This is a genomic window from Roseateles sp. Mitsp63 (genome assembly GCF_059491535.1).
In genome coordinates, this window is sequence record NZ_CP168509.1 from 4,727,785 (window position 1) to 4,754,578 (window position 26,794).

Here is a 26,794-nt window from a genome sequence, read left to right on the forward strand (position 1 = left end):
TACTGGTTTTTCGTATACTGGATATTCATATCGCTCGTTAGCAATTTTTGAAGCCGCTTCCGCGGGCTTCTCGACGTGCCCGTTGGGCCGTCCTACTGGTTCCACAACCATGAGCGAGAAGGACATCCGATGGAAGCTCAAGCCACGGCTATGCCCGAAGGTGGCATCAGCCTCGACCCGTCAACACACCTCTTCATCGTTGACGTTGATGAGACGGTGGAAGGCACAGTCGTGACACGCCGGCGCGCATTTTTGGATTTCGGTGCCGCTCTCGCCTTCGCAGGGAAAAAGCCATCGCGCGTGAGCGCGTTCTTCTCCCCAATTGGCCCTTCGACCGATTCGGTCATGTTCGGCACCGTCCAAAAGGCCTTCGCCTCTCGCGACGCCAGCTCATATTCCGTCCACTTCGCAAATGCTCCGACGATGATGGTGCGCATCGATGGCGAACCTCGCCAAGCGGGTCTTGAGCCCTGCGTGCTGGTCTATCCGCCTCTCGGCACCTAAGGCGCTGTTGGATGCGTTGTGAACGCCCCAACCGCCCCGTCGTCTTCCTGAACTTGGACGGCGTCTGCCATGAGCGGTCGACCCAGTACGCGGTTCTCCGCGGTTACGAGCATGTCGGGCCTCGCCACTTCTCCTGGTCTGCGTCCCTGCGCCCGGTTCTGGAAGCTTGGAATGCAGACGTGGTGCTTCGCTCGAGCGCGACGATGATGTTCGGACTAGAGCCGGTCGCCAGCTTGGCGCCAGAGTGGCTCCGCTCGAGGATTGTTGGCGCATGCGGTGACGTGGTGCGCTATATCGCTTTGTTTGAACTGCGGAAGGTGAACACAGCTTTCAACGTGGTGCGGACGTACGTCCAGAAGCACGGCATCGAGCATTGGGTGGTGCTGAGTGACGATGACGATGGCTGGCCTCCCTCGTTGCAGTCGAGGCGACACCTGGTCCAGTGCGAGGCCTCAACTGGGTTGAGCGACCCGTCCGTCGCTGCTCGATTGAGTCTGGCGCTTGCGGAGTGCCGCCCATGACGCAGCAGCGGCCGACCGTCCTTCTGGATATCGACGATTGCATCTGTGGCAACGCGCCTTACGGTGGCATGCACGTGCATCGAGCGGCCCATCGTCCAAGCGACAAGCCCACCGACTTGTACGAGCGTCTGTTCGTTTCTGAGTCCGTTGAGGTTCTGAACCAATTGGCGAAGGAGTTCGAGCCGCGGTTCGTTCTCACCAGCGATTGGCTCGCAGTCTTGGACAAGGAACACTTCATCGACCTGTTCACGCAGACCGGGCTTCGGTGCGTCGCGCACAACCTCCATGAGCACTGGGATGCGCCGTCCCAGCGCGGCGAATCTCGCCTGGCCGCAATCTCACGTTGGCTCCGGCAGCATCATCGAGGCGAGCCATTCCTTGTGGTCGACGACCCCAACTCAGGGGAGAGCCTTGCGGGGTCCCAGTTGGAGAGAGCGGGACACGTCGTGCTCTGCACGGCCGGCGCCTGCCTTCAGAAGTCCGACCTTGCCGCTGCAAGACTCGCCCTAGGGCGAGTTGTGTATCGACCGGCCTTGCCGCGCTGATTGACCGGATTGAGCCGTGCCGAAGCACTTCCCGCGCACGGGCCGAAACTTTCGCGCGTTCAGAAAAGAGGCCGTTCAAGTGCTTCGACGCATCTTGAGTCGATTGATGCCTTCCCATCGCAAGTCCTGCCGGTTGGACGGTGCGGCCAATCACGACAACCGCAGCGGCCCAAGCGGCGATGCAGCGTTGACTTCGCCCATGTTGGATGCTCACCAGCAGCAGCTCGTCCTTCGCGCCCAGCGGCTGGCCGATGTTCTCAAGGCATTTCCGAACGCGGAATTCTTGGACCTGAGCGATACAGCGACGATGGCTGGCCTGCTGGTGGCCGACGCCGATGGCCGGAAGCTGACGGACGTGGAAGTGGAGCGCATGCAGCGAAGCAGCAGTCCGTCGCGCGATGAAGTGGCGCTCGCTTATGCCGAGGCGGGAACCCTAGCTTCGGCGCCCTCTGCCTCGGCTGCGACGTTGGAAGCTCAGCGGTTCGACCGGGTCGTTCAAGCGGAAGTCTTCGAACTGGTGCCTGCTTTCGGCTTGGTGCACCTCACGACAGACGGAGGAACGATGCTGTCCATGACTGCGCACACGCCTGGCATCGAATCGCTTGAGCAGGTAGCGGACGGCCAGCGGTATCTTTGCTGGCTCCGCGGCAGGTTCAACCTAGTCGTGCGGGCGGAGCTGCTGAGGAGTGCCCTGTGAGCACGAGCACGTCATTCGGACGAGCGTTGGCTGTGCGTCATCGCGACGAATGCGTCGAGCGCCGCGAGCTTGGCCTTCTCAGGGTGGTCGTACTCCATCCCGTCGAGAACACGCCGAATTGGCGGTCCAACTTCGCTCGGCGGGGACAGTACAAGGACGGCCACATACATGCCGTTTGGCAAGGGCTCAGCATCAACGTCTGCACTCCATTCATCCATCGCCGATGGTCCTCAAGTTCTCATGCCCGATGTCAAGCTCGAGCGGCGGAAAGAAGGACGCCCAGCTGGTGCCGGGCATCAAGGTCGAGACCGTAAAGGGAGGAGGCGCCTCGCGCCAGTCGATTCTTGCAACGGTTCCACCCACCGGTCAATCCGGTTACGGCATCAGGTGGCGGCCGACACAACCCTCCCAGGAGCACACGAGTGATAAAGGTCTACAGGTGCCCCACGTGCGGGGTTCTGCATGAAGCGGTTCAGCCAGCACTCCTGGCCCGGCTGAACAGCCAGCAGATTGAGGAAATTTCGACCTGCCGCCTGTGCGGCTCGCCGGGCTCTCGCTTCACCTTTCTGCGGGAGGAGCCTGAGCTGGCGGACGACGAGATTGGCTACCCCGCTGTGCTCCTTTCGACGACGGAACAGATGTAGGGAACTACGCGGTGCGTTCTGCACTGCCTGCCAAGGTAACGTCGAGACTGAACGACTTCTTCACCGAATCGCCCAGCCCCATAACTTCCCGCCTTGCGGCCCTCCCCATGGTCAGTGACAACGCGCCTTCACCGGTTCAGCAGGCGTCTCGCGCACAAGCGCTGGAAGCCGCGCTACGGCATGCGGTACCCAGTCTTCAGGAGCTTTTCCCGCTTGCGAGGACCATGACGGCGCCGCACGTGAATCGCAACGGCGCCGACAGCACGCCCTGGCTTCGAGTCTTGAGCCCGATGGAGCAGATTCGTTTCATCGGGATAACGCCTTCGTCAGGGTCTGGGCCAAGCTACCTGCGCTTCCGAGTCTTTGTCTACGAGCGATGCGCGAACGAGTATGAGCGCCTTCGGCACCAGAAACATTTTTCCTTCGCCGGCATGGCATTGCGTCGAGGAACGGCCATTGGAAACGACTCGTGGGAGTCAGGATTAGCGACGGACGGAAGACCCGTCGTTGGCTATGAAGCCCTCCTCCCAATCGATTCTTGGTCAAACGCTCTCATCCAAGAGCGCGTCCGCGACGTGGTGCATCAGTTCTGCTCGTTCGTTGTGGCGGCTATCGAGGGTGGGGACGCGTATGACGACCTTCCCAACATCAAGCCCGACTCAGACGAGAAGCCGTGGGAGGACGATGAACGGGCGATTCTGCACATCGGCGAGCTTGACCTAGGCTACTCTGAGCGAGAGGCTCTGATGAAGGTTCGAATAGGGCAGAGCTGGTTCAAGAAGCAGTTGGTCGAGCGATGGAAAGGGTGTGCGGTCCTTGGCCCGGCCCCTCCTGAACTACTAATTGCCTCGCACATCTGGCCATGGGCAGACTGCGCGAGCGCCAGCGAGCGCTGGGACGTTAACAACGGCCTTCTTCTGAGTCCGAGCCTGGACAAGCTCTTCGACAAGGGCCTCATCGGCTTCTCACGGGCGGGCCTTCTGCGCTACGGGCCGAAGGCGGGGAAACGTGCGCTCGTTCGATTCGGCGCCGAAAAGGGGGCGCCGCTGAATTTCAGCGTCTTCCGCGACTCTCCTGGACTCAAAGACTACTTGGCAAGGCACCGGTCGCGCCATCAGATTCCCGACTGAAGTGCAGACCGGGTCCCACCCACGCAGCACGAGCTCTTAAGAAGCTGGCCGCGGGAAGCCATCGGCAGACCTACAGGTCGGTTGGGCGTCAGCCTTCGTCCGCGACTGGCGTAGCCCTTGTGTCATTGCGGCATAGCGCCGTCAACCTCGCCGGCGGCCAGTTCATCGTGGGTAGGAGGCACTACCAGCACTTGGTCTGCACGCTTTTCCGCTCGACTCATCTCGAGCAACCGTCGCATCGCGGGGTCGGCCTGGATGCGACGCCGGGCTTCCAAGATGGCACCGCGGTGTTCCGGGCGACGCTCCGCCCAGTCAGCCAAGAGCGCGCCGTGGCGCTGCGGGTACACCGCCCACCATTCCACGACTGAGCTCGCATCGTTCAGGTCCAGCAGCATCGCCACTCCCGTTGAAGTTGGTGAGCCAACTATACTGTATGTTCATACAGTATTTCATCATGTTGGTTCGGGCACTTCGACTGCGACGCCAGGGAGTTCGACTCTCTGCTGCTGAACTGCGCGCGGAAGTTCCGCTGGCTGGCGTGCTTCGCATGCGCGACAGCACCTATCAGGGACGCGACGGCCGAGGCAAGCAGGTCTGCCTCCTCATGCCCCAGACCGGTGGGGTCGTCCCCATCGTTGAACTCTTCTCCGCTCGGTTGCTTCGCATCGAAGAGAGGGGCATCCTGGTCGGCGGGCACGAGGAGTTTTGGAGCCGCAAGCAGCGCACCTCGTATGTGCAGGTTCTCTGGGCGTGGCCGATGCCGCCGGAGACCCAGCACGAGCCTCCTCCTTCAACCGTGAGCAGCCCCGAGGTTCGACGGCTTCTCGAAGCCCTCGACGCCATGGCGTGAGTCTTGAACACCAGCAGCACCGGTCGATGACCGGCCTGGAGCCTAGATGTGCAACCTGTATCACATGAGCCCAAAAGGCGCGTTCGAGGTCTACGTGCGCCGGCATCTCGGGAAGGTCTGGCTACCAGAGTCCCCGCTGAAGCCCATCGTTGGTCCGTTCGGTGAGGGTCAGTTCTTGCGCTCAGATGGCAATGACGGCTTGGTCGGCGTGAACGGACAGTGGGGACTCATCCGGCCCGGGTCACCAACGAGGATTTCGTACACGAAGCCGAAGCCCTTGCCCTCCGGCAAGACACCGGCGCCGCGACCACTGAGTACCAACAAGGCGCGAGCGGAGAGCATCGCGACCTTGCCGACGTATCGAGAGGCTTGGAGCGCGGGACGTAGATGCCTGGTGCCCGCCAGTTGGTATCAGGAGCCCAACTGGGAGACCGGGAGGAACATCTGGTGGCAGCTGATGCGTCGAGATGGGCTGCCGTGGATGTTGGCGGGCCTCTGGAGCGAATGGGTGGACCGCGATACCGGTGAGGTGGTTCCATCGTTCACGATGGTCACGGTGACCTGTGATGGCCACCCTCTCCTCTCACGCCTGCACAGGCCTGACCCCAAGCTGCCTGCGGACAAGCAAGACAAGCGGGCTGTGGTGCACGTCGAGCCGGAGTGCTGGGAGACTTGGCTCAACGGCTCCACGGAGGAAGCGCGCGCCCTACTTGCACCAGCACCGGTGGAGATGTTCGACCTAGCTGACGCAGAGAAGACCGACGCCGTACTTTCGGAGCAGCGCATCAACGCTTGAGACCAGCTTCAGGCTCTTGGGGCGGTGCGAGTCCGGCTGGTCGTGTGGCTGCAATCGTCAAGAATCGTCGATGGGGGTGCCGCCGCTGCTCGGGCGGGTCTTCGTCCTGCGGGGCTCGCGGGGCTGACCGCCTGGGGTCGAGGGCTTTTCCGCAGGTGAAGTCGGCAGTCTCCCCATAGCATGGGTAGTCAGCAAATCGCCGACGCAAAGTGGAGGGATGGCAACGTGGCCAGCAAGTCGTCTAAAGCAACAAGTCCCGCAGTGGCCAAAAAGGCTTCAGCAGTCCTCAAGAGCAGCTCTACCGGTGCCGCGTCGAAGTCCGCTGCGGGTAGTGCCCTCTCTCAGGTTTCATCTGGCAAGGTGACAACAAAGAAGGCCGCAACGGACGCTTCGAAGGTGCTTCGCGACGGTCGGACCGGCGCTGCCTCAAAGTCCGCTGCCGGCTCGACGCTATCGCAGACCACCAAGAAGGGCACCGGTACCAACAGCGGTGGGCCTCGGAAGAAGTCATGAAGCTCAAAGACGTCCGTGAGAACTACTACTTCCACACCGGCAAGACGAGCGAGTTGGTGCGTCAGCTTGGCCTGGCCGGAATCGCAGTCATTTGGCTGTTCAGGACGGACGTCGCTGGCACCCCGAAGATTCCCGAGGAACTCCTTTTGCCGCTGGTCCTCATCGTGTTCGGGCTGGCCCTTGACCTCCTGCAGTACGTGTCGGCGGCCATCATCTGGGGCGTCTATCAGCGATGGAAAGAGAAGCGGGTCGAAGAGGATGACGACTTTGAGGCACCAAGGCAGTTGAACTGGCCGGCCATCGGATTTTTCGTCTTAAAGGCCCCGGCTGTTGTCGCTGCCTACGTTCTGCTGCTCAGCTTCCTCGCTCGTACGCTGCTTCCTTAGAAAACTACCCTTGGCGACCGCTTGGGGTTAGTCAGGAACGGCCCTTCGGGCTTTCAGCGCCCATGCCCGCTTCCGCTGGGAAGCAGACGTCCGCGTCCGACAAGCGGTTCCAACTGACACTCACCACTCCACCACCTGGCAGGGCAAAGCCTTAGACCTTGAACTCGTCGCGTGAACGACCTTGAGCCTCATAGTCAGCCAGCCACCGTGCCGGTCGACCACGTCCGCTCCAGACGTTCTCGGGATTCGCGGAGTCGCGATAGAGGATGGGCGCGGTAGCTCCGGTGGCGCGCTTCGGGCCCGACTTGGTCACGTACGGCTCTAGAGCCTCGATAGCTTCGATGACCGTGAACCCAGATGCCTGAATCTTCTTGACGTAGCCGTCAGCAAGCACTTTGAGTTCCTCTGCCCTCTTCCCCTGGATTTCCCTGTCCAGCGTCTTACTCAGTTCCACCAGTTCGGCGTAGGACAACTTCGAAACATCAACCGTGCTCATCTGACTCTCACTGTAGTGACCGTCCGTTCTGGACCACGGCAGAGTGTAGAAGGTCAAGCTCCCAAGCGACGAGCCCGAGCACGCATCTACTTGGCCTGACCTTGAAGCTGGTCATGAAGAAGGAGCTTCGGCTCAAGCCTCGCTAGCGTCGCCTTCCACTCCTCTTGAAGAAAACGCGGACCATGCTCGACACTCAGTTCACGGTCGAGGCTATCGCGGTAGAACTCGATGAACAGATATCTACTTCCCCCTCGCTCGGCGCACTGAAGCGCTGCGCGCTCAAGCACATCGAACAGTTCGACCCGCCCCCCTGCCACGTGAGCCATCAGGACCTCGAACTGATGGATTGGAAGGATGAAGATGTGGTTGGCCGGAAGAAGGTGGCCTTCACTACCCGGCTCAGTCACGAGGCTCGCTTCACCGCAAAGTTGCTCCAGCACACCACCAGTACCGATGTGCAGGTCTACGCTCGTGACCACGAATAGATAGTGTTGCTCATCTCCTCCGCTGTCCGCGGCTAGACGACGGCTAACCGCACGGCCTTGCCGCACGCCCTTCAGCACATGCCTTTGAAGCTTGTGCCGGGTGCCCATCTGCGTCTCTTGCAGAATCTCATCCTCGGCGAACAGGGCCATCTTGGCCTCGACGAGCAGCCTCCGATTGCCGCTCGTCAGAACCGCCTCGACGTTCTTCTCTAGTCGTCCCCCGCAGTGCTTCTCGATGTACTTCTCGGCGTTCATCAGAGGGAGCCCTGCCTCGGCTGCGACCCGCAGGACATAGGCCTCAAACACCTTGCTGTATGGCTCGGTGTACTTTGAGCCATGCTTGGACAGGGCCAGATGAAGATACTCGTCGATGCTCCGGTCCATGACGGCCCGGTGCCACATTCGATAAGAGCCGTCACCCATCTTCACAAGCGGGGCCATCTTGAACACCGGGAACTCATTCAGTTCGCGGCTGCGACCTGCCGTCACCGGAAACTTCGTACGAATCCATGTTCGCAGTTCAGAAATGGTCTTCGAGAACAACGAAAGTATGCGGTCGACATCGTCTCCGTAGGCAGCGCGGAAGGCCTTGAGGTCTTGCAGACGAAGTTCCCCTTTCGGGAACGACGTTGCCGCCGTGAACAGGGCTACCGACAGTTCGATGAACTGCTCAATCGACATGCCCAGTTCCCGCTCCACCAACAGCTTGCATGAATGGTTGGCCGGTAGGCGGCGCAACAAGCCACCCGTGCGAAACAGCCCGAAGACATTTCGGTGCTGGAACGCTCCCTGCGTGCTGACATGTGGGCGAATCATTAGCTCAGGCGTCGGCATCTCGCCTGTTCGCTCAACACGCTCCTTGAACGCTAACCCCCCACCATGATGGAGTTCCTGCACGAGCTGCTGAACCTGTCGAGCGTTGGCTCTCCTGCCGATGCGAAGCTTGCTCGCGTTGCTCCTGAGCGCCCATTTGGCAACCAACATCCAGAGCCAAGGGAGCATCTCCAAGCTGCGTCTGTCGTTGGGTTCGAAATCTCTCAATCTGTCGAGCACGACATGCACAACCGATGCCGCACTCACGTCCGCGAGGTAGCGGTCCACGTCGGCCAATACGCCTGCCCAATTCCGTTCCACCTATTCTTCTCCCCGACTTCTTTCCCAGCGGATTGTCGCGGCTGCGACCGTTTTTGTGGAACCCTGCTTTGCGTCCGCAACACCGGATTTCTGGGCATCATTCCAACGGACGCGATGCGCTGGTGGACCTGCCACGCTAATCCTCGATGGCAAGGTCAAGTTCGGTCTTCAAGCGCCCGGCAGACCATCCGCTTTCTCAACTGCCACCGATATGGGTGACTCTGCCTAGAATTTTTCCTTGGACGAAGTTGTGAGCGGCCCCGTCCTAGGAAAGAACATACCGAGTACTGCAACCAGCGCTTGTACAGCGACAGGACTGCAAAGGAACCAACGTGCCTGATGAGAAGCCCATGCAAAGCGCTCTGCCAGATATCGGGGAGGACAACCAACAACTCGGCCGAATCGAGGCGAAGCTGGGTATTCCGAACGGCTTCTACTTGAGCCTGAGACAGGAAGGGACGGATTGGGAGTTCGCCATCAAGCTGATGGTTCTCCTTGAGGCGGCACTTGGCCGTGTCATCGCTGAGCATCTGCACAACCCAGCCATCACATCGCATTGCGACTCGCTCAACATCAATGGACGTAGCGGCAAGGTGGCTCTCGCGGAAGCGCTAGGCATCATCGACGCGACGGAACGAAAGACGTTTCTGGCTCTGGCCGACATCCGGAACTCGTTCGCTCACAAGGTGGAGAACATCTCCGGCAACTTGCACGAGTTCGGCGCACGTCTGGACCAACAACAGCTCGAGAACTTGCTGAAGGCATGCTTGACCGTCCCCAAGCAACTCGAAGCCAAGGTCAGCTTCTTGTGGCACCCAGGGACGCCCGCGCTGCTGCGCACGTACATGTGGCTTGGCGGAAATAACCTTCTGATATCGCTGGCCCTTCAAGACCAAGCAGCAGAGAAGGAGCGAGCGCGCCGGGATGCGCTCGAAGCCGCAAGCGCGGCGAACAGCGGAAGCACATTCTCTCTCTCGGACCTCTTCCCGCACCAAGGGCCAACCCTGCTGACAGCGACACCAGCAGAGCTGGACGAGATGCTGGCGAAGGACCAATCGAAGCCATAGGCGGCGCGGTCGCACCGGGGGCCACGCGAAGAAGGCGAGAACGCGGCTCGCCTTCTTCACCAGCATGACAGGAGGACTAACAGCTTGCAGCGGAGAATCCTTCTCGACGGGGCCGCTGCTGCGCTGTGAGGCGAAAGTCGCAGGCCTATCAGATGCCCGACGCAGGATGCACTGGTCCCGTTCTCAAGCAGTGCAGAATTCTCCCTAGTCGAGGACGGTCGCACACGGCAAGCGACTACCCACAAGGGAGGACCAGATGCTTGAGAAAGTCATCGCCATTCAGAACATCGGTGTTCTGAAGGCTGGAACGCGCGGAGCTGTTGACCTTGGGAAGGTGACGCTCGTCTACGCTGACAACGCACGTGGCAAGTCCACGTTCTCTTCTATCCTCGGGGCGTGCGGCTCCAAGGACGCCAAACAACTTTCTCAGCGGAGGACCTTCGGCTCGACAGCCGACCAAAAGGTATCCCTTCGTTTTGCTGGCCCGGCCGCCAGCTTCAATTCGGAGTTCGACGGCGCCGCATGGAGCGCGAACACTCCGACTATCGCTGTTTTCAACCAAGACTTCGTCGAGCACAACGTCTATACAAGCGAGGGGGTTCGCCCCGAACACCGCGAGGCGCTGCTCGAGTTCGCCCTGGGTAATGCAGCCGTCGCAGAGCGAGAAGCCTTCGAACGCAACAGCGAAATCCAAAGGCAGAAGTCTGCGGAGATTTCGTCTATCGAGCGTGGGTTGCAGGGGTACCGCGGCAGCCTTCCGCTTGAGTCGTTCATTGCCCTTGAGCCGCAAGGAGACGTTCTCGCCCAAATTGAGGATATCGACAAGCAGCTGGTTGAGGCGCGCAGCGTCAACAGCATCCGGTCTCGGCCCACTTTCCGGCGAGTTCCGGTCCCCAACTTTGACTTGAATGAGTTGGCGGTGACGCTCGAGAGCACCTTCGAGAGCTTGAACGCCACCTCCGAACAGGTGGTCAGGCAGCACTTCCTCAAGCATGAAGGCGAAGAGATTGAGGCCTGGGTCACCGAAGGCATTTCGCTGTCCAAGGGTGCCGATTGTCCGTTTTGCGGACAAGACACAACGGGACTGCAGCTCATCGAGGCGTATCGCCGCTATTTCGATGCCGCTTACCAGCAGCACATCGCCAAAGTGGACACCCTCGTTGAACTGGTCGACCAGTTGCTTTCACAGGCAGCAATTGCTGACTGGGATAAGGCGATGGAGTTCAACGCGGGAACGCTGAGCGCTTGGGCGCACAACATCCAAGGCCGAACGCCTCCGTCTCTCGACATGGTGGACGCCTACGCCAGGATTTCTCAAGTGCGAGTCGCCCTTGTGTCCATCGCTCGCGAGAAGAAGTCGAAGCCTCTGGCGCACATCGGTCGAAGCCGGCTTGCGCATGTAGCTCAGCTCCTAACCGACCTCGCAGCTTCAGCAGAAGAGTTCAACAAGGCCATCGATGCTCTCAATGCGACGCTGGAAGCGTACAAGGAAACGCTGACGCAGGTTAATACGGCGGAACTGGAGCAGCGAAGAGCCAATCTCGTCGCTCGTCGCTCCCGCTTCGAGCCTGAAGTGGTGACGCTGGTGGATTCGCTCAAGGAGGCAAAAGCCGACCACAAGGCTGCGGAGCAGGAAAAGAACGCGGCGAAGGCACGCCTGGATGCCGAGATGGACGCAACGCTCAAGCGTTTCCAAGCCGACATCAACACTTGGCTCGCCAAGTTCGGCGCGCCCTTCTCGGTAGCCGAGCTGAAGTCGACCTACAAGGGCGGAGGCGTCCGCAGCGAATACGTCCTGAACGTTCGAGGAGCTACCGTCAAAGTCGGGCCGAGCAACGATGGCGACCTCTCTTTCCGCGTCGCGCTCAGCGAGGGCGACAAGAGGACACTCGCATTCGCATTCTTCTTGGCGCAGCTACTCGCCTCACCGCAGCGCACGTCAACGTCCGTTGTCCTCGATGACGTCTTTACGAGTCTGGACCGTCATCGCCGCCACCAGACGGCCGAGGCTGTGGTCCGAGTGGCGCATGAATGCGCTCAGGTTATCGCGCTCGGACACGACGCGCACTTCCTGAAGGAGGTCAAGAAGCGGTCCGTGAAGAAGAAGGTTGGAGCCGTGGTCGAGTTGGCGCTTCTGAGAGACGCTGATGACTACAGCTATCTGGCAGCGTTTGACCTGGACGAGTACTGCGCGTCGGACTACTACAAGCACTATTCGGCAGTCGAGGAGTTTGTCGGCGGAGGAAGCGTCGGCGACGAACTCAATGTCGCGAAGGCGCTGCGCCCGCTGGTACGAGGGGCACCTTCACCGCTGCTTCCCGCGCAGGTTCAAAGACGGCAGCACCGTCGGCGAAATGCTTGACCAAGTGAAGAACGCCAAGGCGCCCAACTCATTACATCGTCTCCAGCCTCATCACGCCGACCTGGTGGATTTCAACGAGTTCGCCTCAGCCTTCCATCACGACACTGCGGGTTCTGACGTCAGAACGGAAGTAAACGTGGCCGAACTCCTGCCATACGCGAAGGGGGCCCTCGGCTTCATTCAAACCAGGGCGTTCCGCTGAGTGCCCTCGGTCCTCCAGAAAATGGCTGTGCTGCAGCTAGGTCTCCGACTTGGGTAGAGCTGGCGCCGAGCACCAGCGTTGTTCTGGTCTTGAGCATGAGTCCCCTCCCGGTCGAGAAGGATTCGCAGGCGCCGCTGCTGCGCTACCCGTCTGTTGTGATGTGCGGCGAGATTAGCCGTAAACGCGCGACCATCGGCGCCCCCAAGGCGGGGGTGGGATACGCTCGGGACGGCCAACTACCACAAGACGCAGGGAGACCATGGATTCACAGTACCTCAAGTGGCAACGGGACATGCTTCAGAAGCGATATGACCGCCTCTGCAAGTGCGACCCGCTGCAGGTGCACGCATCCTTGCATCAGTTCTGGAACTACCTGCACTCGCAGCCGCTGCTGGAAGGGGTCATGGCAAAACTCAAGGCTGAGGCACCGTCATACGCTGCAGAGTTGCAGGCGCTCGTCGACAACGAACTACCTCCAAAGTTCGCGCATGAAAATGATGTCGCGAACTTCGCGCTGCGGGTCACAGAGTACTGCGCGTCGCAGCCCATCGGGGGACACGGCGAAGTCCAGCCCGAAATCAATCTATCCGCCAAGCACGGGCAAGGGAAAATGGGGCCGTCACTTGAGTGGTTCCGAGCCAACTTCGTGCAGCCGCTCTTTGATGCCGTTGACGAATCCCTCGACCAGCAGCGAGTGGTCCTCTCAGTGCTCATCAAGTACAAGAAGAAAGTCGAGTGGTTCGAGCGCGAGCAGGTTCTCGAACTTTCAGCGAAGGGGGAACGAACTCTCGCGACCCACCTTTATGCCTATCTGCACGACCAGGGCATCGACTTCCACATCGAGCCTCAGTCGGTATCTGGAATCTCTGACCTCGTAGCAAGAGACTTGGTGCTCGACGCCAAGATTTTCGACGGTGGTGACAGAGGTCGGCCGTATGTGAAGCATGGGGTTCATCAGCTTCTAACGTACGCCAGGGACTTCAATCAAGGTGTCGGCTACCTCGTGGTCTATCGAACCTGCCCAACGGACCTACATTTTTCGTTCGCCGATGAGAAGATGTTGGTGCCGTTCATCGTTCTAGGTGGCAAGACTCTCTACCTCTTGGTAATAGACATCTGCCCGAACCTTCCGTCGGCTTCAAAGCGCGGGCAACTCAAGGGCCACGTCCTGAGCGAGAAGGACCTGTTGGAGGTGCTTAGCGACACCTATGTGGCCCCGGTCATCCGAGCCGCGGCTGTCCTGACGGCAAGTTCTGACAAATCGCAAGTCCTGTCCCAATCTCCCCCGCAAGGAACTGCGGATTAATGTACAGAGCACGGCTGTGCCGTCGCGGAACGCCTTAGGCCGCTGAAACAAAACGTAGTTAAACTGCTCGACGACCGGCTGTCATCCGGTCTATACAACAAGGTCAGACTTTGGGGAGGAGAAGCATGAGCAAGCTCGAAAAGCTGCTGCCGGCTTCAGACCAACGGAACACCGATAAGGACGTAGCCGAGATGCCGACGTCCGCCGACTTCGCTTGACGAGGGCCGAAGGTGTTCACTAGTCGATTTGGCGCCTTTAACGGCGACAGTTGGGAGCAGCTTTGCCAGCAGGTCTTCAAGCGGAAGTACGCTGCGGAGGACTACCAGCAATGCAACGCTTCGCCCGGCGACTTCGGGATTGAAGGCTTCACTCTTTCATCGGGGTTGGCGTTTCAGTGCTACTGCCCCGACAAGCACTACTCCCGCACTGAGCTTTACGCGAAGCAGCGCGACAAGATTACGCACGACTTGGGAAAGCTCAAGACCTACCAGGTCGATATTCTCAAGCGCATCGGCGCAACGAAACTCCGCAAGTGGTTGTTCGTCACCCCCGAGGTGGACAAGAACGCATTGCTAGCTCATGCCCGGGAGAAGGAAGAAGAGGTCAAGGCCTGGGGCCTTCCCTTCATCGACGACGACTTCCGCGTGCTGCTCTACGACGGAGACAACTACCTCGTGGAAATCAACGAGATACGTGCAGCGAGCGGCGAGTCCCTACTCATTCCCTCGCTTGACCCGGACGCTCCTACGGGTCCTCCAGCCCTGACGCAGCTGACACTTTCTGGCGAGGTCTACGAGAACAATGTTCTTCGCAAGACTAGGTTGCGATTAAGGGCTCGGGAGGGGTTGCCGGGGTACGAGCACAAGGTAGCGCGGTTGCATCAGATTACTCTTGAGGAGTTCCTCGCAACCGATGGCGTGCTACGTGAGCTTGAGTTGGCCCAATCCGTCGTTCATCAGAAGCTGGTGATTCTCATCCGGGAATTCGAGAAGTGGGTTGAGGTCCGCTCGCTCACATGGACAGGCCCGCCAGAGCAGCTTACGGACGAGGTTCGAAAGGGGCTCGAAGAGCGCATCGGCAAGGAGTTCTCTCACCAGTTCGATGCGACATACGCTGCGAAAGTTGCGCGCCACATGGTGGCACGTTGGCTAGCAATGTGCGAGCTTGACTATGAGTGAAGTCATCGCAAATTTGAAGTTTACGAGGCGCCCCGCTCCGGTGTTTCCGGAGCATCGGCCGCTGTACAAGATTGGGCAGTTGCTGCTCACGCTGCACCTGGCTGGCCATGGCGGCAGAAGTAGCCTCGCCAAGCTGCATCTCTTCAACTGGGCCCTAAAGGACGAGAAGCGATGGCAGCCGCTCATAGCGGCCGTCGAATTGAAGGTGCTGAAAGTCACCGCTTGGGGCTTTGACCCAGCCCTTGCAATTGCCCTCCGCTTCGCCGTAGCTGAGGGCCTCGTGGAAGAAACGAAGACTGGGTACAAGCTGAAGGATGAGGGACGCATGTTCCTCTTGGAGCTGCTTGAGGACGCCGAGCTGTTCGCAGATGAAAAACGACTCCTTCAGAAGGTCGGCAAGAAGATAACTGAAGAGATGGTCGACGTCGTTGCCAAGGGCTGGGAGGCCTAATGATTATTCGTGGCGTGGCGTTTCGTGCAGAAACGCCGGAGGGCCCTTTCGGCTTCTCCTTCGAGTTCGCGAGGAACTTGACTGTCATCAGAGCCGGCAACTCAAGCGGCAAGAGCACGCTCGTCAACACGCTGCTCTATGGTCTCGGAATGGAGGAAATTGCCGGTGGGACTGGCACCAAGGCTCTGGTGTCGGCCGTTCGAGACTCCATAGAGTACGGGGACCGTCTCATCCCGATTCTCCGGTCGGAAGTGCTGACGGAAGTCGAGAATTCCCAGGGTCAGGTCGTGACGTTCCGCCGTGCGATTCGAGACGAAGCGCTGAACCCCAAGCTCGTTCACGTCTACCACGGCTCTCACTTGATTGATGAGGAGCCGTTCGGCGAACCGATGCCCACGTTTCTTCACGACGATGGGGGTGGCCGTCTGGAGCAAGGCTTCCACTTCTTTTTCGAGAAGTTCCTAGGGCTCGACCTCCCAAGAGTTGCAACGACAACATCCGGCGAGACCAAGCTGTACCTGCAGACACTCTTCGCTGCGCACATCATTGAGCAGAAGCGCGGCTGGACTGACTACATCGCCAACGTTCCATATTTCCGCATACGAGACGCGAAGACGCGAGTGGCCGAGTTCCTGCTCGGCCTCGAAGTCTTCGAGCTCAACTCAATCCGAAACAAACTCGATGCGGAGTCCATTGCCATCGATGAGGCTTGGCGCAGCGTCCTCTCGGACTTCAAGCGCGAAGCTCGTTCGGTGACCTTGGAAGTTCAAGGTGTCCCTGCCGTACCGAATCCAATGTTCCACGCTGCAGATGTGCTTTTGCATCGCGCGGGCAACGTCAACATCTCCTTCGATGAGCACATGAAGCATCTACGAGGGGAGCATGCAGAGCTGACGCGGCGAGCCGAGGAGTTCGGCAGGACTTTGGGGAAGGACGCGCTGGCGGAAATCGACAGAGTGACGGAGAAGGCCCAACACCTAAGCGTGCTCCATGAGCGCGCGGGCACTTCCCTGGCGCTGCAACGCTCCTCGTTGGTGGAGTATGAGAACCTCCTGAAGGAGGCTGAGCGAGACCTTGAGCGAAACAAGGTCGCGCGCAAACTTAAGGAGTTCGGCCACAAGCACGCGTTGGACGTTGCGGGCGGCCAATGCCCCACTTGCCATCAGATGGTGGAGGACGACCTTCTCGACGACGGCGCCGGCGCTCCGCGCATGGATATCCAGGCGAATATTGACTACCTCGAGAGCCAAACGCGGATGCTGAGGCGTCAGATTTCCGGCTTGAAGGATGAGGTGCGCCGCGGCGAAGCGAAGGTCCAGGACTTCTCCACCCAGCTGGCGGCGATGCACGACCATCTTTCGGCGCTGCGCGGTGACGTCAGTTCAGGGACTGCCCAGTCCAAAGCTGTCGTGCGCCGGCAGGTTCAGGTCGAACTTGAGATTGGCGGCCTCGACCGCGTTCATCAGCTGCTCGCGGAAACCCAGCAGAAGCTTGTTGAGCTCGCAGACCGGGCAGCCGCCAATCGCAAAGCCCGGGAGCAACTGCCGAAGGAAACGTACTCCGATAGCGACATCAGTCGCATCAGCGCGTTCGAGTTCCTGTTCCGCGCTAACGCTGGTTCGTTTGGGTACAAGAGCGCGAAGATTGAAGACATCCAAATCAGCCGGGAGAACCTGGTTCCCTCACTCGCCAAACTGGAACTGCGGGAAATCTTCTCGAAGGACTTGGGGCCCGCGGTGCGAATGGTAGAGGGCAAGACGCTCGCTGCGGAGTCCAGCGCAAGTGACTTTGTTCGCCTCATCTGGAGCTATCTGCTCGCGCTGTACCAGGCGTCGGCAAGGCCCTCAATGGTCGGCCATCAGCTCGGACACCATCTCGGACTCCTGGTATTCGACGAGCCGGGCCAACACGCGATGCGCGTGGAGAGTCAGCACGCTCTGCTTCAGCTGTTCTCGGGTGAGAAAGGCCTGCAGAGCGTCGTTGCCGCCTCCTTTGACGAGGCGGAGAGCGTCTTCCGTGAGGCCACGGAAGGCGTAAAGCACAAGCTCATCTCATGGGAAGGCAAGCTGATTCGCCCCCTTACGGTATGAGCGCTTAGCCAAGGCCACTACCTGTTCGGTCCCGTCCTCTGGAGCCGCCGTGTTCACTGTTGTCGAATCCTGGTCAAACGTCCCTCAGCAGGCAACCATGCAGGCATACCTGGTGGTAGACCGTTGGGATGACTGGTTCAGCTTCAGGACTATGTACAGCCTGTTCGTCTTCGACGACAAGGGTGTCCGCCACGGCATCGGCTCGGTGAAGATTGGGCAAGTCGGGCTAAAGGCGGCAGGAGCGACTCCCGGCATCCCAACGGTACCGGGCACTCGTGTGCCCCAGCTGCCGGAAAAGTTCACGGCGCTCAATGTCAACTACTTTTTCTCCCTGGGACAGACTGAGGACTACTACTCGTCGCTGAGGAGGCTTCCAGCTGCGCTTTGCGAGGCAATCCTGAAAGGTCTATGCGACTGCGCGTACGAGTTGGCCATCTTCGACCGCTACATCGCCGAACAGGTGATGTCGGTCTCGCTGTTGCGCGATGTAAGAGCCGAGAACGTACGCAACCGTCTCAATAAGCTCGCACACGGAAATGAGGAACTCACGCGCTTTGAGTTCCAGTACACGTTGCCCGTCGCTCCCACTGAGCCAGGGGAGTTCTTCCCGCCGGAACCTCCAACGCTCACATTCCATGTGGAACCAAATTCCTTCCCGCCGACGAACGTGCATGTCTTAGTGGGGCGAAACGGGGCAGGCAAAACACGGTGCATTCAATCGCTCGTCAATGCCGTGCTACAGAAGCCGAACCCAGCAACGTCACCGGGCGTTCTGAAGAAGCTCGGAAACAACGTTGACCAATGGGATTTCGCCGGGCTGGTTTCTGTCTCCTTCAGCGTGTTCGACGAGTTCGAAGCTCCGCCCTCGGCCGCAGCGCTAAAGATTCGCGCTGGATTCATTGGGCTCCGCGCGATTGAGGAGCGAGATGGACGGGTCCAAGAGGTCATGATGACGAAGCATGGCCTCGCCAGAGACTTCGTCAAGTCCTTCGCGAAATGCCGCGAGGAACCTCGCCTAACTCGGTGGGTCCGCGCAATCAGAACGCTGTCTACGGACCCTCTGTTTGCGGAAGTCAACGTGGAGCGGTTCCTGGAGGTGGCAGGGGACGATTGGCAAGAGGCCATTGCACATACCTACGGGAAGCTCAGCTCTGGGCATTCAATCGTCCTACTGACCATTACACGCCTCGTCGAGCTGGTCGAGCAGAACACGCTGGTCGTCCTTGATGAGCCCGAAGGCCATCTCCATCCGCCGCTGCTCTCGGCGTTCATTCGCGCGGTGTCCGACCTCTTGATTTCGAGGAACGGCGTCGCGCTCATCTCTACACACTCGCCGGTTGTTCTCCAGGAGGTTCCGATGAGCTGCGTATGGGTCCTTGAGCGCACAAGAACCAAGGCGTCGGTAGAGCGACCGACCACAGAGACGTTCGGCGAGAGCGCTGGGGTCCTCACCCGAGAAGTTTTTGGCCTTGAGGTGAGCTATTCAGGCTTTCACCGGATGATTGCATCAGCGGCCAATCAGCCGGGCAGGACCTTCGAGCAGGTCACTCAACAGTTCAATCATCAGCTTGGCTCTGAAGCCAGAACCCTGGCGCGGAGCTTAGTGGCTCTGCGTGGAAACTGAGGTTCGGCGCCTTGAAGAAGCTCGCACCTCCAAACTTCAACGCCGACTACACCGTTCAGACCTGCGCGGCCGGCATCACCATCCCCGAACGTGCCCATGCCCTGACGGGTGCCTTGCCAGTCATCAATGCCGCAGAGTCGCAGTACCTCAGCCTGGCGCCGCTCGGCGAGCTCTTCAAAATTCAGTCGACTGATGGAGTAACGCCGCTTCTGACCACCGCGCTCATGGGCGTCATTTACAAGAGTCACTTTGTCCGAAGTGCAGCCACGCGAGCCCTCTATGACGCGATTCGTTCAGCACCGGCCCATCAAATCTGCCCGCTTTGTGGGCAACGCATTGTGGGTAGTGTGGACCACTACCTCCCCCAGACCTTGCACCCGGCGTTCAATCTAACGCCCGCCAACCTAGTGCCTTCGTGCCTGGATTGCAACAAGGCCAAGCTCGCAAGGGTTGCAAGCTTGGCAGAGGAACAGACCTTCCACCCCTACTTCGACGACCTTGGGACAGAAAGGTGGCTGATGGTCGAAGTCCAACCAACCACGCCTCCTAGCATCGTGTACTGGGTCAAGCCTCCAGCGGCCTGGTCGTCCGTGCTTGCAAAACGGGTTCAGCATCACTTCGAGGTCGTCGGCCTCGCCGTCCTCTATGCCGCGCAGGCGGCCAGCGAGTTGGCCGACATCTCGTATGGCTTGAACGAAGCTGGAAACGCTGCGGGCCCTGCGGCCGTTCGAGACCATCTCCACGATGAGTTCAAGACCCGCCACGCCCGGGACCCGAACTCGTGGAAGACGGCCCTGTACGAAGGGCTTAGAGATTCGGATTGGTTTTGCCAGGTCGGCTACCTGCTTATCTAGCACGACGCAGCCCCTCACGGAAATAGGCAGAGATACCTCCGCCAAGCAATCCGCCTTAGCCAGCATTCATCCCTCAGGCGCCGCCAGCGCAAAATGTGCTCGACGCGCCACGGCTGTCCTCTATTGGCCCGTCGCCTACGTAAAGCCCCAACTCACACATAGCGCCTCGATGCGCGCTTGCCCTTGAGGGAGAAGGTCCGGCAACGGGCACTTAGCCCACCGGATTGCATCGAGACACGCGAGCATCGCGTCTGACAGTTCCACATCGAGACTCCGTAGCGAGTACGGGTCGAACTGGTGGTACCCGACGACCGACGCAATGAACGCCGCAACTCGACCCGCCTGCCCCGTATCGGAGCGCTCCGCCAACGAAACAAGTAGCTCGAGCGCCTCGCCCGCGTGCTGTTTAGAGGCATGCGCGCGGATACCCCATTCCAGCTCCTGCTGCCACGCCTCAATTTGCTCGGCGCTTGGCTCGAACTCCATCGGCGTCGGCTGCTGTGAACCTGCCGTTTGGTAGGCATCCATCTTCACTGCCCCTCTTGGCTGACACCTGAGCCGTACACCGCAGCCGACTCGACGAAGCGCAGCGCCTCCAAGCGGAACAGGACGTACGGACACCGCAACGAGTTCGCAGCGGCCGACGGACCGCAGCAGCAACCCTTGGCGGTACATCGCCCCATATGCCGAGCACCAGCTGGCGCTCTGCCCTTCCCCGTTGGCAACAGTGGACCGCCTTGCGTCGCAAGGCTGCCTTGCTTCTTCTTCCCCGTCTCTTGCATCAACAGACTCCCTTTATCGGGCACGCCTCTGCCCTATCTTCGGCCGGCAGTGGATGCGCCTCTGCCCGTCCAGCCCCGAGATTAACAGCGCAGCAAATATACTATTGCCTATATTATCTACAGCAGCTGTATAGCAGTATGTTATGGGAAAATATGATACTACCAAAGTGATAAAAAGTGGATTGCGAAATTGGTTTCTGGCTGGCACATTACGGGCCTCGCTGACTGGAGGCTGCCATGAATGCACCGCTAACGTGGCGCATTACACGCTGCCACAGCCCAAAGTATCCGTCGCTGCTTCCAGACGGGTTCCCCGTCATTTCGACGGAGGAAGACGGGACGATTTTTGAGCCTGGACTTATCTTCCTCTATGACGAGGTGGTGAAGGGGAGACAGCCCGGCGACTACGAGTACACGCTGACCAACTACGCAGGGGACTTGGTTCGCTTACTGACCTATCTGGAGCACTTCTCAATAGATTGGTGCGACGTCACCGAGAAGCACATCGAGGGTCTTGCCTATGCCTACGGACGGACGACGTCCTTGAAGACGGGCAGGAAGTACAGCAGGAACACGATTCGACGCTTGGTCGCGACCATCGCCGAGTTCTACCGATGGGCCTCACGGAAGAGTCATTTCAAATGGGACAGAGGGAACAAGGAATTGCTACTAGAGCTCGCTAGCCAGCGGTCGCAAGGCCGATATTTCAAATGGCCGCCAGAAACGGCCGTTGATAACCAGCACATGCCCAATCCGTTGACCCCGGACCAGGCCAAAGTTCTGTTCGCTACCCTTGGTCCGCGGGCATCGGAGGAGAAGCGCAAGTGGAACGCTTACGCTCAAGACTCAACTGGAGAACTTCCGCAGTCCTCCAAGGACCGACTTGCTAGCGAAATTGCCCTCAACGCCGCCCTGCGTGTTTTTGAGGTGGTCCGCCTGCCTTTAGCCGTCATCGAAGAAGTTCTTCTGAACAACCCCAACATCATTCCGACTCGGGAGTACAAGGTTCCCATCAAGGGCAAAGGCGGAAAAACTCTGCCGGCACTCTTCCCTGGCACATTGCTCCTCGAAATCTCCGCGTATATCGAAGGCGAACGCAAATGCTGCAACCCAGCCGCCGACACGCTACTGGTTAACCCGCCGCAGTACGGCCGGCATGCGGGCAAGAAATGTACTACCCGCTCAATTCAAAAGGCCTTCACGGCCGCATGCTTTGCCTGCGGGTTCATCAAGACTGAGACCTACCAAGAGCTTCTTCCGAACGGAACGCTGTCTTCGACTCGCAAGAGGCGTCAGAGGTCCGAATTCGTTTTTCACGACCTCAGACACACGTATGCGATTTGGCATTACCACATCAAAGCAAAATATATGAAGGAACCTTGGCTGGACATCCAGGTGCGGCTTCGCCACGCCAGCGACGAGACAACGCGGAGAATCTATCTGAAGGCTTGCGCTGCGTTCGAAGCGCTGGTCACTGACCGATTCATGCAATCGTTCCCCAAAATTTGACCGAGCAACATGTCTAAGAAGCCGTCAATATTTGACCAGCTCCGTAGTGAAGAACGACTAGTTGCCGCAGGCAAAAAGCTAGACGTTGCTGTCGACGCTGCCTTGAAATCATTCACGGGACCGAGGGAGCTCTCCGACTCCTTTTATGCCGAACTCGAGAAGCTGAAGGAATTTGTCACCGGCCACGCTACAGCAGAGTTCTTTCTTCAAGCCTTCACCCTTTGGGCAAACTCGGGGCCAACGCGAGGTAAGCCGCGAAGCCACAATCGGCAGTTCTCGGTGAAGTTGGGAGAAATCCGCAACGGGGTTCTGCAATTCATCGAAGAGCGAGGCTATTCAACACTTGCGCCAACTGACATCGACCAAACGTGGATAGCGGAATTCATTACTTGGCTCAAGACAGCACCACGCCGCGAACGTAAGGGGAAAGTTGCCGCGCTGGGCGATGGGCCTCGCGCGCCCGACACCGCAAGAAAGCAATACAAGGCGCTGGAGCACTTAGTAGACGCCATACGCGCTTCTGAACGCCACTCCGTCATGCTGGGTCACGAACTCGAGTTCCCGGAGGTGAAATGGGGCGACCGTGATGGCCCAGCGAATCCCACTGAAGAACTCAGTGACGCAGATTGGAATGCAATCTATACCGCTGCAGCACGGGACGCTCTTGCGACCATAAAGCAATGCAACGCAGATTGGGACGCTTGGTCGCGGGCACGCTCTGACTCTGCCCAATCGAATGCAGCAAATGCTCAGGATGACGAACTCTTCGGCAAGCTGATTAATACCATAGCCAATCAGTTCCCCGGTGTCGTGCCAAAGCTTTCGAACTTCCGTGAAGAGGCAACGGCGAGTTTGGCAAGTGCCGTGAAAGGGAAGGAGGAGTTGCTTCGCGCTACATTCTGTCTGCAGCCAACCTCTGAGACAATTTTCCCCTTCGTGGTTCTATTTGCCTTCTATTCCGAAGCGAATACCAGCCCTTTGCGCCGCCTGAATTTTTCAGACATTCAGCACGCCACAGTAGCCGGAGCCAATCGCATTCGCCTCTTCTTCGACAAGACACGTGCATATCCATACCCGCGTTCTTATGCAGTGGATGATAGCGACCCACTATCGCCGTCTTCGCTCTTGGAATTTCTCAAGAAGTGGAACGGCAGAATTCGCGCCAATGCGGGCGAGCTAGAGAATCTTGTCTTCATCTTCGTAAACTGGTGGGGAGCGCTTTCTAGGTTTAACACATCGGCAGGACCAAAGAAGTCTTCGACTGACGAAGACGGAGTCGTCCGCACCGTCATCGGCACCGAGTCATGTGGCCTCTGGAACCACGCCCTTAAGAATTTCTGCAAGAGGCACGGGCTGCCGCACTTCACTATTAAGGAAGTACGCATTACAGGATTGGAGCTCATTCGGGAGCAAAGCGGCGACGACCCAATGGCCACTGTTGCAGCGTCGGGCACAACCAGTGATTCTGTGCATCGACGTAACTACGAAGGGCGGCGTACGAAATTGCGCAGGGCCGCTGCCATCGGAAATGCGCAGAACGGACTTGCACGATTCCTCTCATCCGACGGAAGAATTGACCATCGCGGCGACGGCGATGCAATTGACCCGCTCTCAGCTACTCCTGGATGGGCGTGCTTGGACCCCTACGACTCCCCTCTTCCCACGCAAGAGCGGGGAAAGCTGTGCGAAGGATTCTGCGAATGTCCCGCATGCCCCCTTGGCATGGTTCAGCTGACCCCATACGGCTTCGCTCGGACAGTTCAAATAAGAAAGGCGGTGGAGGACTCTTTCCACTACCTAAGTTTTGAGCGTTGGTCCTCGGCCTTTCAGCCCCAAATGGAAGCCATCGATAGAACTTGGCTTCGGCTATTTGCAGCTCACCCCGACATCGTGGAAGCAGCAAAGCTGATGAATCTGGACGACTTAGGAGTTCTCTCTTGAAACCTCATTCACGCCAGTCAGTTTCGCCCGCCCTGAAGACCTCGCGTTTGGCGAATGCGCTCGCCGGGCTTCTGCTTTCAGAGTGGGAGAGCGTCGTATGGCACTTTCACGTGAATACAGTGCCCGGACAGGTTGCGCCAATCATTTACTGGGAGTTCGCTCTGGCACCCGGGATATTGAGTACGCACTACCCGGCTTTGCTAGAACAATTCAAGACGCTACTCGCGCTGCTCCTGGCAAATCGTGACCAAGATGGCCTGCGCTTTAGCCTAGCGTCACTCGAAGGTTTTATGATTGGTGCCAGAGAGCTGTTCAGATGGATGGTGCAGACGGAGATTTGGGAGTTCTCTGACTTATCCCAGCAAGTTTGCAGACAATATTTGGCGGACCTGCCATTCCTTCTTTTATTCCCGGCCACCAAGCGATATGGCCCTGAGGTCGCCAACGCTGACGTTGCGCGCGAAAAATACTTGCAAGCGATTGCAGCCGAGAACTATGACCATTTCCGCGATGCGATGCAGCCGGACACGGAATCGGAGACCGACCAATCCCAGGAAGACGATGTACCGCCTGAGGCTTTAGAAGAACAGAACGATTCTCCATCGTCAAATGGTGATGCGACAGACGCGGCGGTCGATGTTCGGCCGACCTACAACCAACTGAACCGTCGGGCTCAAACCCTCCTGTTCATTTTCAGTCAAAGGAAGGGATTTGCCGGCCATGGCTATCGCGGCATGGAGGAGCATCCATTCCAAGGAGACACTCTTCAGAAAACTATCGCCCCGCTGGCGCGACTATCACGAGAAATCACCCCACCTCTACCGGATGAGGTCTGCTTAGCCGTTCTCAAAGAAGCATTGGATTGGCTGGAATTTAAATCGAACGACGTCCTTCGGCTGCGCGACCTAGTACTCAGCGCTCGGGAACTTTCGCAGGGCAGCGACGCGCTTAGAACGCCGGAGCATTACGCTGGGGTTAACAAGCTTTTGGCCGAGTTCACTTTCAGTACACGTGAAGGTGAGCTTGTACCGTGGCGTTCACCTCTACGGCGAGAGACTTTGCTCACTCCCGGTGATGGGCGCGATGCAGTGATTGAGGTTATTCAAGAGCCGTTTCAGCAGGTAAGGAACTTGGTTCTTCGGCTTCGCGATGCGCTCTTCTTATTGTTGAGCTATCTGGTCGGAATGCGCCTATCAGAACTTTGCTCGGTCGAAGTTAAGAACAATTCAAAGCTTACTTTTGGGTGTGTCGAGTCCAAGATTTCAGACTGCGGCAAGCTTGAATTATTCTTCCTCAAAGGCTACGTCATCAAAAAGCGTTCACGCCCAGTGGCGACGGAATGGGTTATTGGATGCCGACCCGCGGGGTCGTCATGGGTGCCCGTGACGTTGCGCGCTGTTGAAGTACTACATCAACTATTCCTGCCCTGGAAGAAGGGACGGAAGACCTATGGTCTATTCCAAAGCTTCCGAAACTTGCAGTCGATTCCGATTGACGATTCACTGGTGACCGACGTTGTCACTTCCTCGATGGGTCGCGCGGTACAAAGGTTTGTATACCATGAGGTGGACCTATCGCAGCTTCCGGCCCGCAGCGTATCCGGTGAGGACCTTACGCGATACATCAGTTCGCGCGGCCGCTGCATCACAACGCATCAGGGACGAAAAACTTTTGCCGCATTCCTTCTGCGCACTCGCAGTTCGATGCTCCTACCTGTCAGTCGACACTTCCATCATTTGAATGTTGCAACTGTCTCAACCTCCTACTTTGCGCCAGTTGAGCGATTGAAAAGGGAACTTGGCAGCGAACAGACCGCCGCCACCATTGCATTCTTCGAGTCAGCAATGACAGATAATCCCGTCATCTTTGGCAAGATGGCGCCTTATATCGAAGAGTTGATTAGGAGCCCAGCGTGGGCAGAGGCAGCGTCGCATGCAGAAAGGCACGAAGTAATCAAAGACTTTGTTCTTTTGAACGGCTATTTCATTTATCCAGATGTGCACGGCACGTGTCACATCACGATTAAACCCCTTGAGTCACGCTGCCGGCAGGCGCAAGGGAAAGCCAGTTGGAGCCAAATGACGCCAGCTTATGAAGTACGAACGTCCAAAATGTGCGCGGGATGCGGGTGCTTCAGTGTGAGCGTCGGCCACCGTCCATATTGGGAAGCGCGCGCGAACATCACGCCCCGCCCAGAATCGCCTGATTTTTGGGTACAAAACTCTCGACAGGAGACTGCAGCCAAGGTGCTCTCAGTCTTCAGGAAGCCTGACGCGGTGATGTCATGACCGGCACTCGGCGAGGATATGTACGCGAAACGGAAAAGAAGCTCGAGGAAGCGCTAAAGCGCGTTAAGAAGGGAGGCAACGGCGCCATGAACGCAACCAATGTTGCTCGTATTGCTGGTTACGACCGGAGAATTATTGGGGACCGCAACACGGCCTACCCGAAAATCAGAGAAGCAATACTTTCGATTGCGAATCCGGCGAGAGCTGCGAACCGGGCTGCTCGGGCTTTGGCGAAGGAGAAGCAGTCGGAGCGGAACGAGGTTTCCATGAGGTTGCATCAGAAGGCGTCCGAGTTGGTGGGCCGTTGGAACCTGTCTGAGAATCGCCTCGCCGACGGAACGCCAGTGGGCACTCGCTCCATGAAGGAACGCCTACGTCTGCTTCAGATTGTTCCGGCCGCTGGCGTGAAGAGGGTCTGAAGCGCTTCCAAGGGTGCGCC

26 protein-coding genes are annotated in these 26,794 nt (G+C 58.7%); 21 read left to right on the forward strand and 5 right to left on the reverse strand.

Going from position 1 to position 26,794, the window contains the following annotated elements:
• Window positions 1-129 precede the first annotated feature (129 nt).
• The 4 genes from ACEN96_RS20445 to ACEN96_RS20460 are packed head-to-tail and all read left to right on the forward strand — an operon-like array spanning window position 130 to window position 2,267.
• A complete protein-coding gene (locus tag ACEN96_RS20445; RefSeq protein ID WP_495584900.1) occupies window positions 130-504 on the forward strand; it encodes a hypothetical protein in 375 nt (124 codons plus the stop codon).
• Window positions 505-515: 11 nt separating this feature from the next.
• Window positions 516-1,025 carry an HAD domain-containing protein gene (locus tag ACEN96_RS20450; protein ID WP_495584901.1) on the forward strand — a complete coding sequence of 170 codons (510 nt, stop codon included), beginning with the start codon at window positions 516-518 and terminating at the stop codon, window positions 1,023-1,025.
• Window positions 1,022-1,570, forward strand: coding sequence for an HAD domain-containing protein (locus tag ACEN96_RS20455; RefSeq protein ID WP_495584902.1), 549 nt, complete (start codon window positions 1,022-1,024; stop codon window positions 1,568-1,570). Before ACEN96_RS20450 ends, ACEN96_RS20455 begins: the two co-directional genes overlap by 4 nt.
• Before the next feature lie 16 nt (window positions 1,571-1,586).
• Window positions 1,587-2,267, forward strand: coding sequence for a hypothetical protein (locus tag ACEN96_RS20460; RefSeq protein WP_495584903.1), 681 nt, complete (start codon window positions 1,587-1,589; stop codon window positions 2,265-2,267).
• Window positions 2,268-2,278: 11 nt separating this feature from the next.
• Here the strand turns inward: ACEN96_RS20460 and ACEN96_RS20465 are convergent, their stop codons facing one another.
• Window positions 2,279-2,485: a hypothetical protein gene (locus tag ACEN96_RS20465; protein ID WP_495584904.1), complete on the reverse strand. Its 207-nt coding sequence runs from the start codon at window positions 2,483-2,485 to the stop codon at window positions 2,279-2,281.
• 533 nt (window positions 2,486-3,018) lie between these two features.
• Between ACEN96_RS20465 and ACEN96_RS20470 the strand changes: the two genes are divergently transcribed.
• Window positions 3,019-4,041, forward strand: coding sequence for an HNH endonuclease (locus ACEN96_RS20470; RefSeq protein WP_495584905.1), 1,023 nt, complete (start codon window positions 3,019-3,021; stop codon window positions 4,039-4,041).
• A 122-nt stretch (window positions 4,042-4,163) separates the two neighbouring features.
• Here the strand turns inward: ACEN96_RS20470 and ACEN96_RS20475 are convergent, their stop codons facing one another.
• Window positions 4,164-4,436: a hypothetical protein gene (locus tag ACEN96_RS20475; RefSeq protein WP_495584906.1), complete on the reverse strand. Its 273-nt coding sequence runs from the start codon at window positions 4,434-4,436 to the stop codon at window positions 4,164-4,166.
• 152 nt (window positions 4,437-4,588) lie between these two features.
• Between ACEN96_RS20475 and ACEN96_RS20480 the strand changes: the two genes are divergently transcribed.
• The 3 genes from ACEN96_RS20480 (at window position 4,589) to ACEN96_RS20490 (ending at window position 6,586) form a co-directional block, all read left to right on the forward strand.
• Window positions 4,589-4,891 (forward strand): hypothetical protein, encoded by a 303-nt coding sequence (locus ACEN96_RS20480; protein ID WP_495584907.1) that lies wholly within the window; start codon window positions 4,589-4,591, stop codon window positions 4,889-4,891.
• 46 nt (window positions 4,892-4,937) lie between these two features.
• Window positions 4,938-5,687, forward strand: a complete 750-nt coding sequence (locus tag ACEN96_RS20485) for an SOS response-associated peptidase (protein ID WP_495584908.1) — start codon at window positions 4,938-4,940, stop codon at window positions 5,685-5,687.
• A gap of 509 nt (window positions 5,688-6,196) precedes the next feature.
• Window positions 6,197-6,586: a hypothetical protein gene (locus tag ACEN96_RS20490; protein WP_495584909.1), complete on the forward strand. Its 390-nt coding sequence runs from the start codon at window positions 6,197-6,199 to the stop codon at window positions 6,584-6,586.
• Between the two features lie 151 nt (window positions 6,587-6,737).
• Here the strand turns inward: ACEN96_RS20490 and ACEN96_RS20495 are convergent, their stop codons facing one another.
• Window positions 6,738-7,082 (reverse strand): H-NS histone family protein, encoded by a 345-nt coding sequence (locus ACEN96_RS20495; RefSeq protein WP_495584910.1) that lies wholly within the window; start codon window positions 7,080-7,082, stop codon window positions 6,738-6,740.
• 86 nt (window positions 7,083-7,168) lie between these two features.
• On the reverse strand, window positions 7,169-8,668 hold the full coding sequence (locus tag ACEN96_RS20500) for a hypothetical protein (protein WP_495584911.1): 1,500 nt from the start codon (window positions 8,666-8,668) through the stop codon (window positions 7,169-7,171).
• A gap of 383 nt (window positions 8,669-9,051) precedes the next feature.
• Here ACEN96_RS20500 and ACEN96_RS20505 point away from each other — a divergent pair, with 383 nt between their 5' ends.
• The 9 genes from ACEN96_RS20505 to ACEN96_RS20545 all read left to right on the forward strand — a co-directional run bounded on the left by ACEN96_RS20505 (window position 9,052) and on the right by ACEN96_RS20545 (window position 19,835).
• Window positions 9,052-9,768 (forward strand): hypothetical protein, encoded by a 717-nt coding sequence (locus ACEN96_RS20505; RefSeq protein WP_495584912.1) that lies wholly within the window; start codon window positions 9,052-9,054, stop codon window positions 9,766-9,768.
• 256 nt (window positions 9,769-10,024) lie between these two features.
• Complete coding sequence (locus ACEN96_RS20510; protein WP_495584913.1) at window positions 10,025-12,130, forward strand: AAA family ATPase; 2,106 nt, start codon at window positions 10,025-10,027, stop codon at window positions 12,128-12,130.
• Window positions 12,131-12,134: 4 nt separating this feature from the next.
• Window positions 12,135-12,332, forward strand: a complete 198-nt coding sequence (locus ACEN96_RS20515) for a hypothetical protein (RefSeq protein ID WP_495584914.1) — start codon at window positions 12,135-12,137, stop codon at window positions 12,330-12,332.
• A 259-nt stretch (window positions 12,333-12,591) separates the two neighbouring features.
• The gene (locus ACEN96_RS20520; protein ID WP_495584915.1) at window positions 12,592-13,638 is read left to right on the forward strand and encodes a hypothetical protein; all 1,047 of its coding nucleotides are present in this window, start codon (window positions 12,592-12,594) and stop codon (window positions 13,636-13,638) included.
• Window positions 13,639-13,868: 230 nt separating this feature from the next.
• On the forward strand, window positions 13,869-14,816 hold the full coding sequence (locus ACEN96_RS20525; protein WP_495584916.1) for a hypothetical protein: 948 nt from the start codon (window positions 13,869-13,871) through the stop codon (window positions 14,814-14,816).
• Window positions 14,809-15,267 (forward strand): hypothetical protein, encoded by a 459-nt coding sequence (locus ACEN96_RS20530; RefSeq protein WP_495584917.1) that lies wholly within the window; start codon window positions 14,809-14,811, stop codon window positions 15,265-15,267. The genes ACEN96_RS20525 and ACEN96_RS20530 overlap by 8 nt, the downstream gene beginning before the upstream one ends.
• Window positions 15,267-17,357, forward strand: a complete 2,091-nt coding sequence (locus ACEN96_RS20535; RefSeq protein WP_495584918.1) for an ATP-binding protein — start codon at window positions 15,267-15,269, stop codon at window positions 17,355-17,357. The genes ACEN96_RS20530 and ACEN96_RS20535 overlap by 1 nt, the downstream gene beginning before the upstream one ends.
• Window positions 17,358-17,406: 49 nt before the next feature.
• Window positions 17,407-18,981 carry an AAA family ATPase gene (locus ACEN96_RS20540; protein ID WP_495584919.1) on the forward strand — a complete coding sequence of 525 codons (1,575 nt, stop codon included), beginning with the start codon at window positions 17,407-17,409 and terminating at the stop codon, window positions 18,979-18,981.
• A gap of 11 nt (window positions 18,982-18,992) precedes the next feature.
• Window positions 18,993-19,835 (forward strand): HNH endonuclease, encoded by an 843-nt coding sequence (locus ACEN96_RS20545; RefSeq protein ID WP_495584920.1) that lies wholly within the window; start codon window positions 18,993-18,995, stop codon window positions 19,833-19,835.
• A 135-nt stretch (window positions 19,836-19,970) separates the two neighbouring features.
• Here ACEN96_RS20545 and ACEN96_RS20550 read toward each other — a convergent pair whose 3' ends face one another.
• Window positions 19,971-20,363 (reverse strand): DUF7673 family protein, encoded by a 393-nt coding sequence (locus ACEN96_RS20550; RefSeq protein ID WP_495584921.1) that lies wholly within the window; start codon window positions 20,361-20,363, stop codon window positions 19,971-19,973.
• Window positions 20,364-20,854: 491 nt separating this feature from the next.
• On the opposite strand from ACEN96_RS20550, the gene ACEN96_RS20555 reads away from it, so the two are divergent.
• Genes ACEN96_RS20555 through ACEN96_RS20570 form a run of 4 tightly spaced genes read left to right on the forward strand, consistent with a single transcriptional unit; the run spans window position 20,855 to window position 26,774 of the window.
• Window positions 20,855-22,126: a tyrosine-type recombinase/integrase gene (locus tag ACEN96_RS20555; RefSeq protein ID WP_495584922.1), complete on the forward strand. Its 1,272-nt coding sequence runs from the start codon at window positions 20,855-20,857 to the stop codon at window positions 22,124-22,126.
• 9 nt (window positions 22,127-22,135) lie between these two features.
• A complete protein-coding gene (locus ACEN96_RS20560) occupies window positions 22,136-24,067 on the forward strand; it encodes a hypothetical protein (RefSeq protein WP_495584923.1) in 1,932 nt (643 codons plus the stop codon).
• Window positions 24,064-26,355 carry a site-specific integrase gene (locus ACEN96_RS20565; RefSeq protein ID WP_495584924.1) on the forward strand — a complete coding sequence of 764 codons (2,292 nt, stop codon included), beginning with the start codon at window positions 24,064-24,066 and terminating at the stop codon, window positions 26,353-26,355. Before ACEN96_RS20560 ends, ACEN96_RS20565 begins: the two co-directional genes overlap by 4 nt.
• The gene (locus ACEN96_RS20570) at window positions 26,352-26,774 is read left to right on the forward strand and encodes a hypothetical protein (RefSeq protein WP_495584925.1); all 423 of its coding nucleotides are present in this window, start codon (window positions 26,352-26,354) and stop codon (window positions 26,772-26,774) included. The genes ACEN96_RS20565 and ACEN96_RS20570 overlap by 4 nt, the downstream gene beginning before the upstream one ends.
• The last annotated feature ends 20 nt before the right edge of the window (window positions 26,775-26,794 follow it).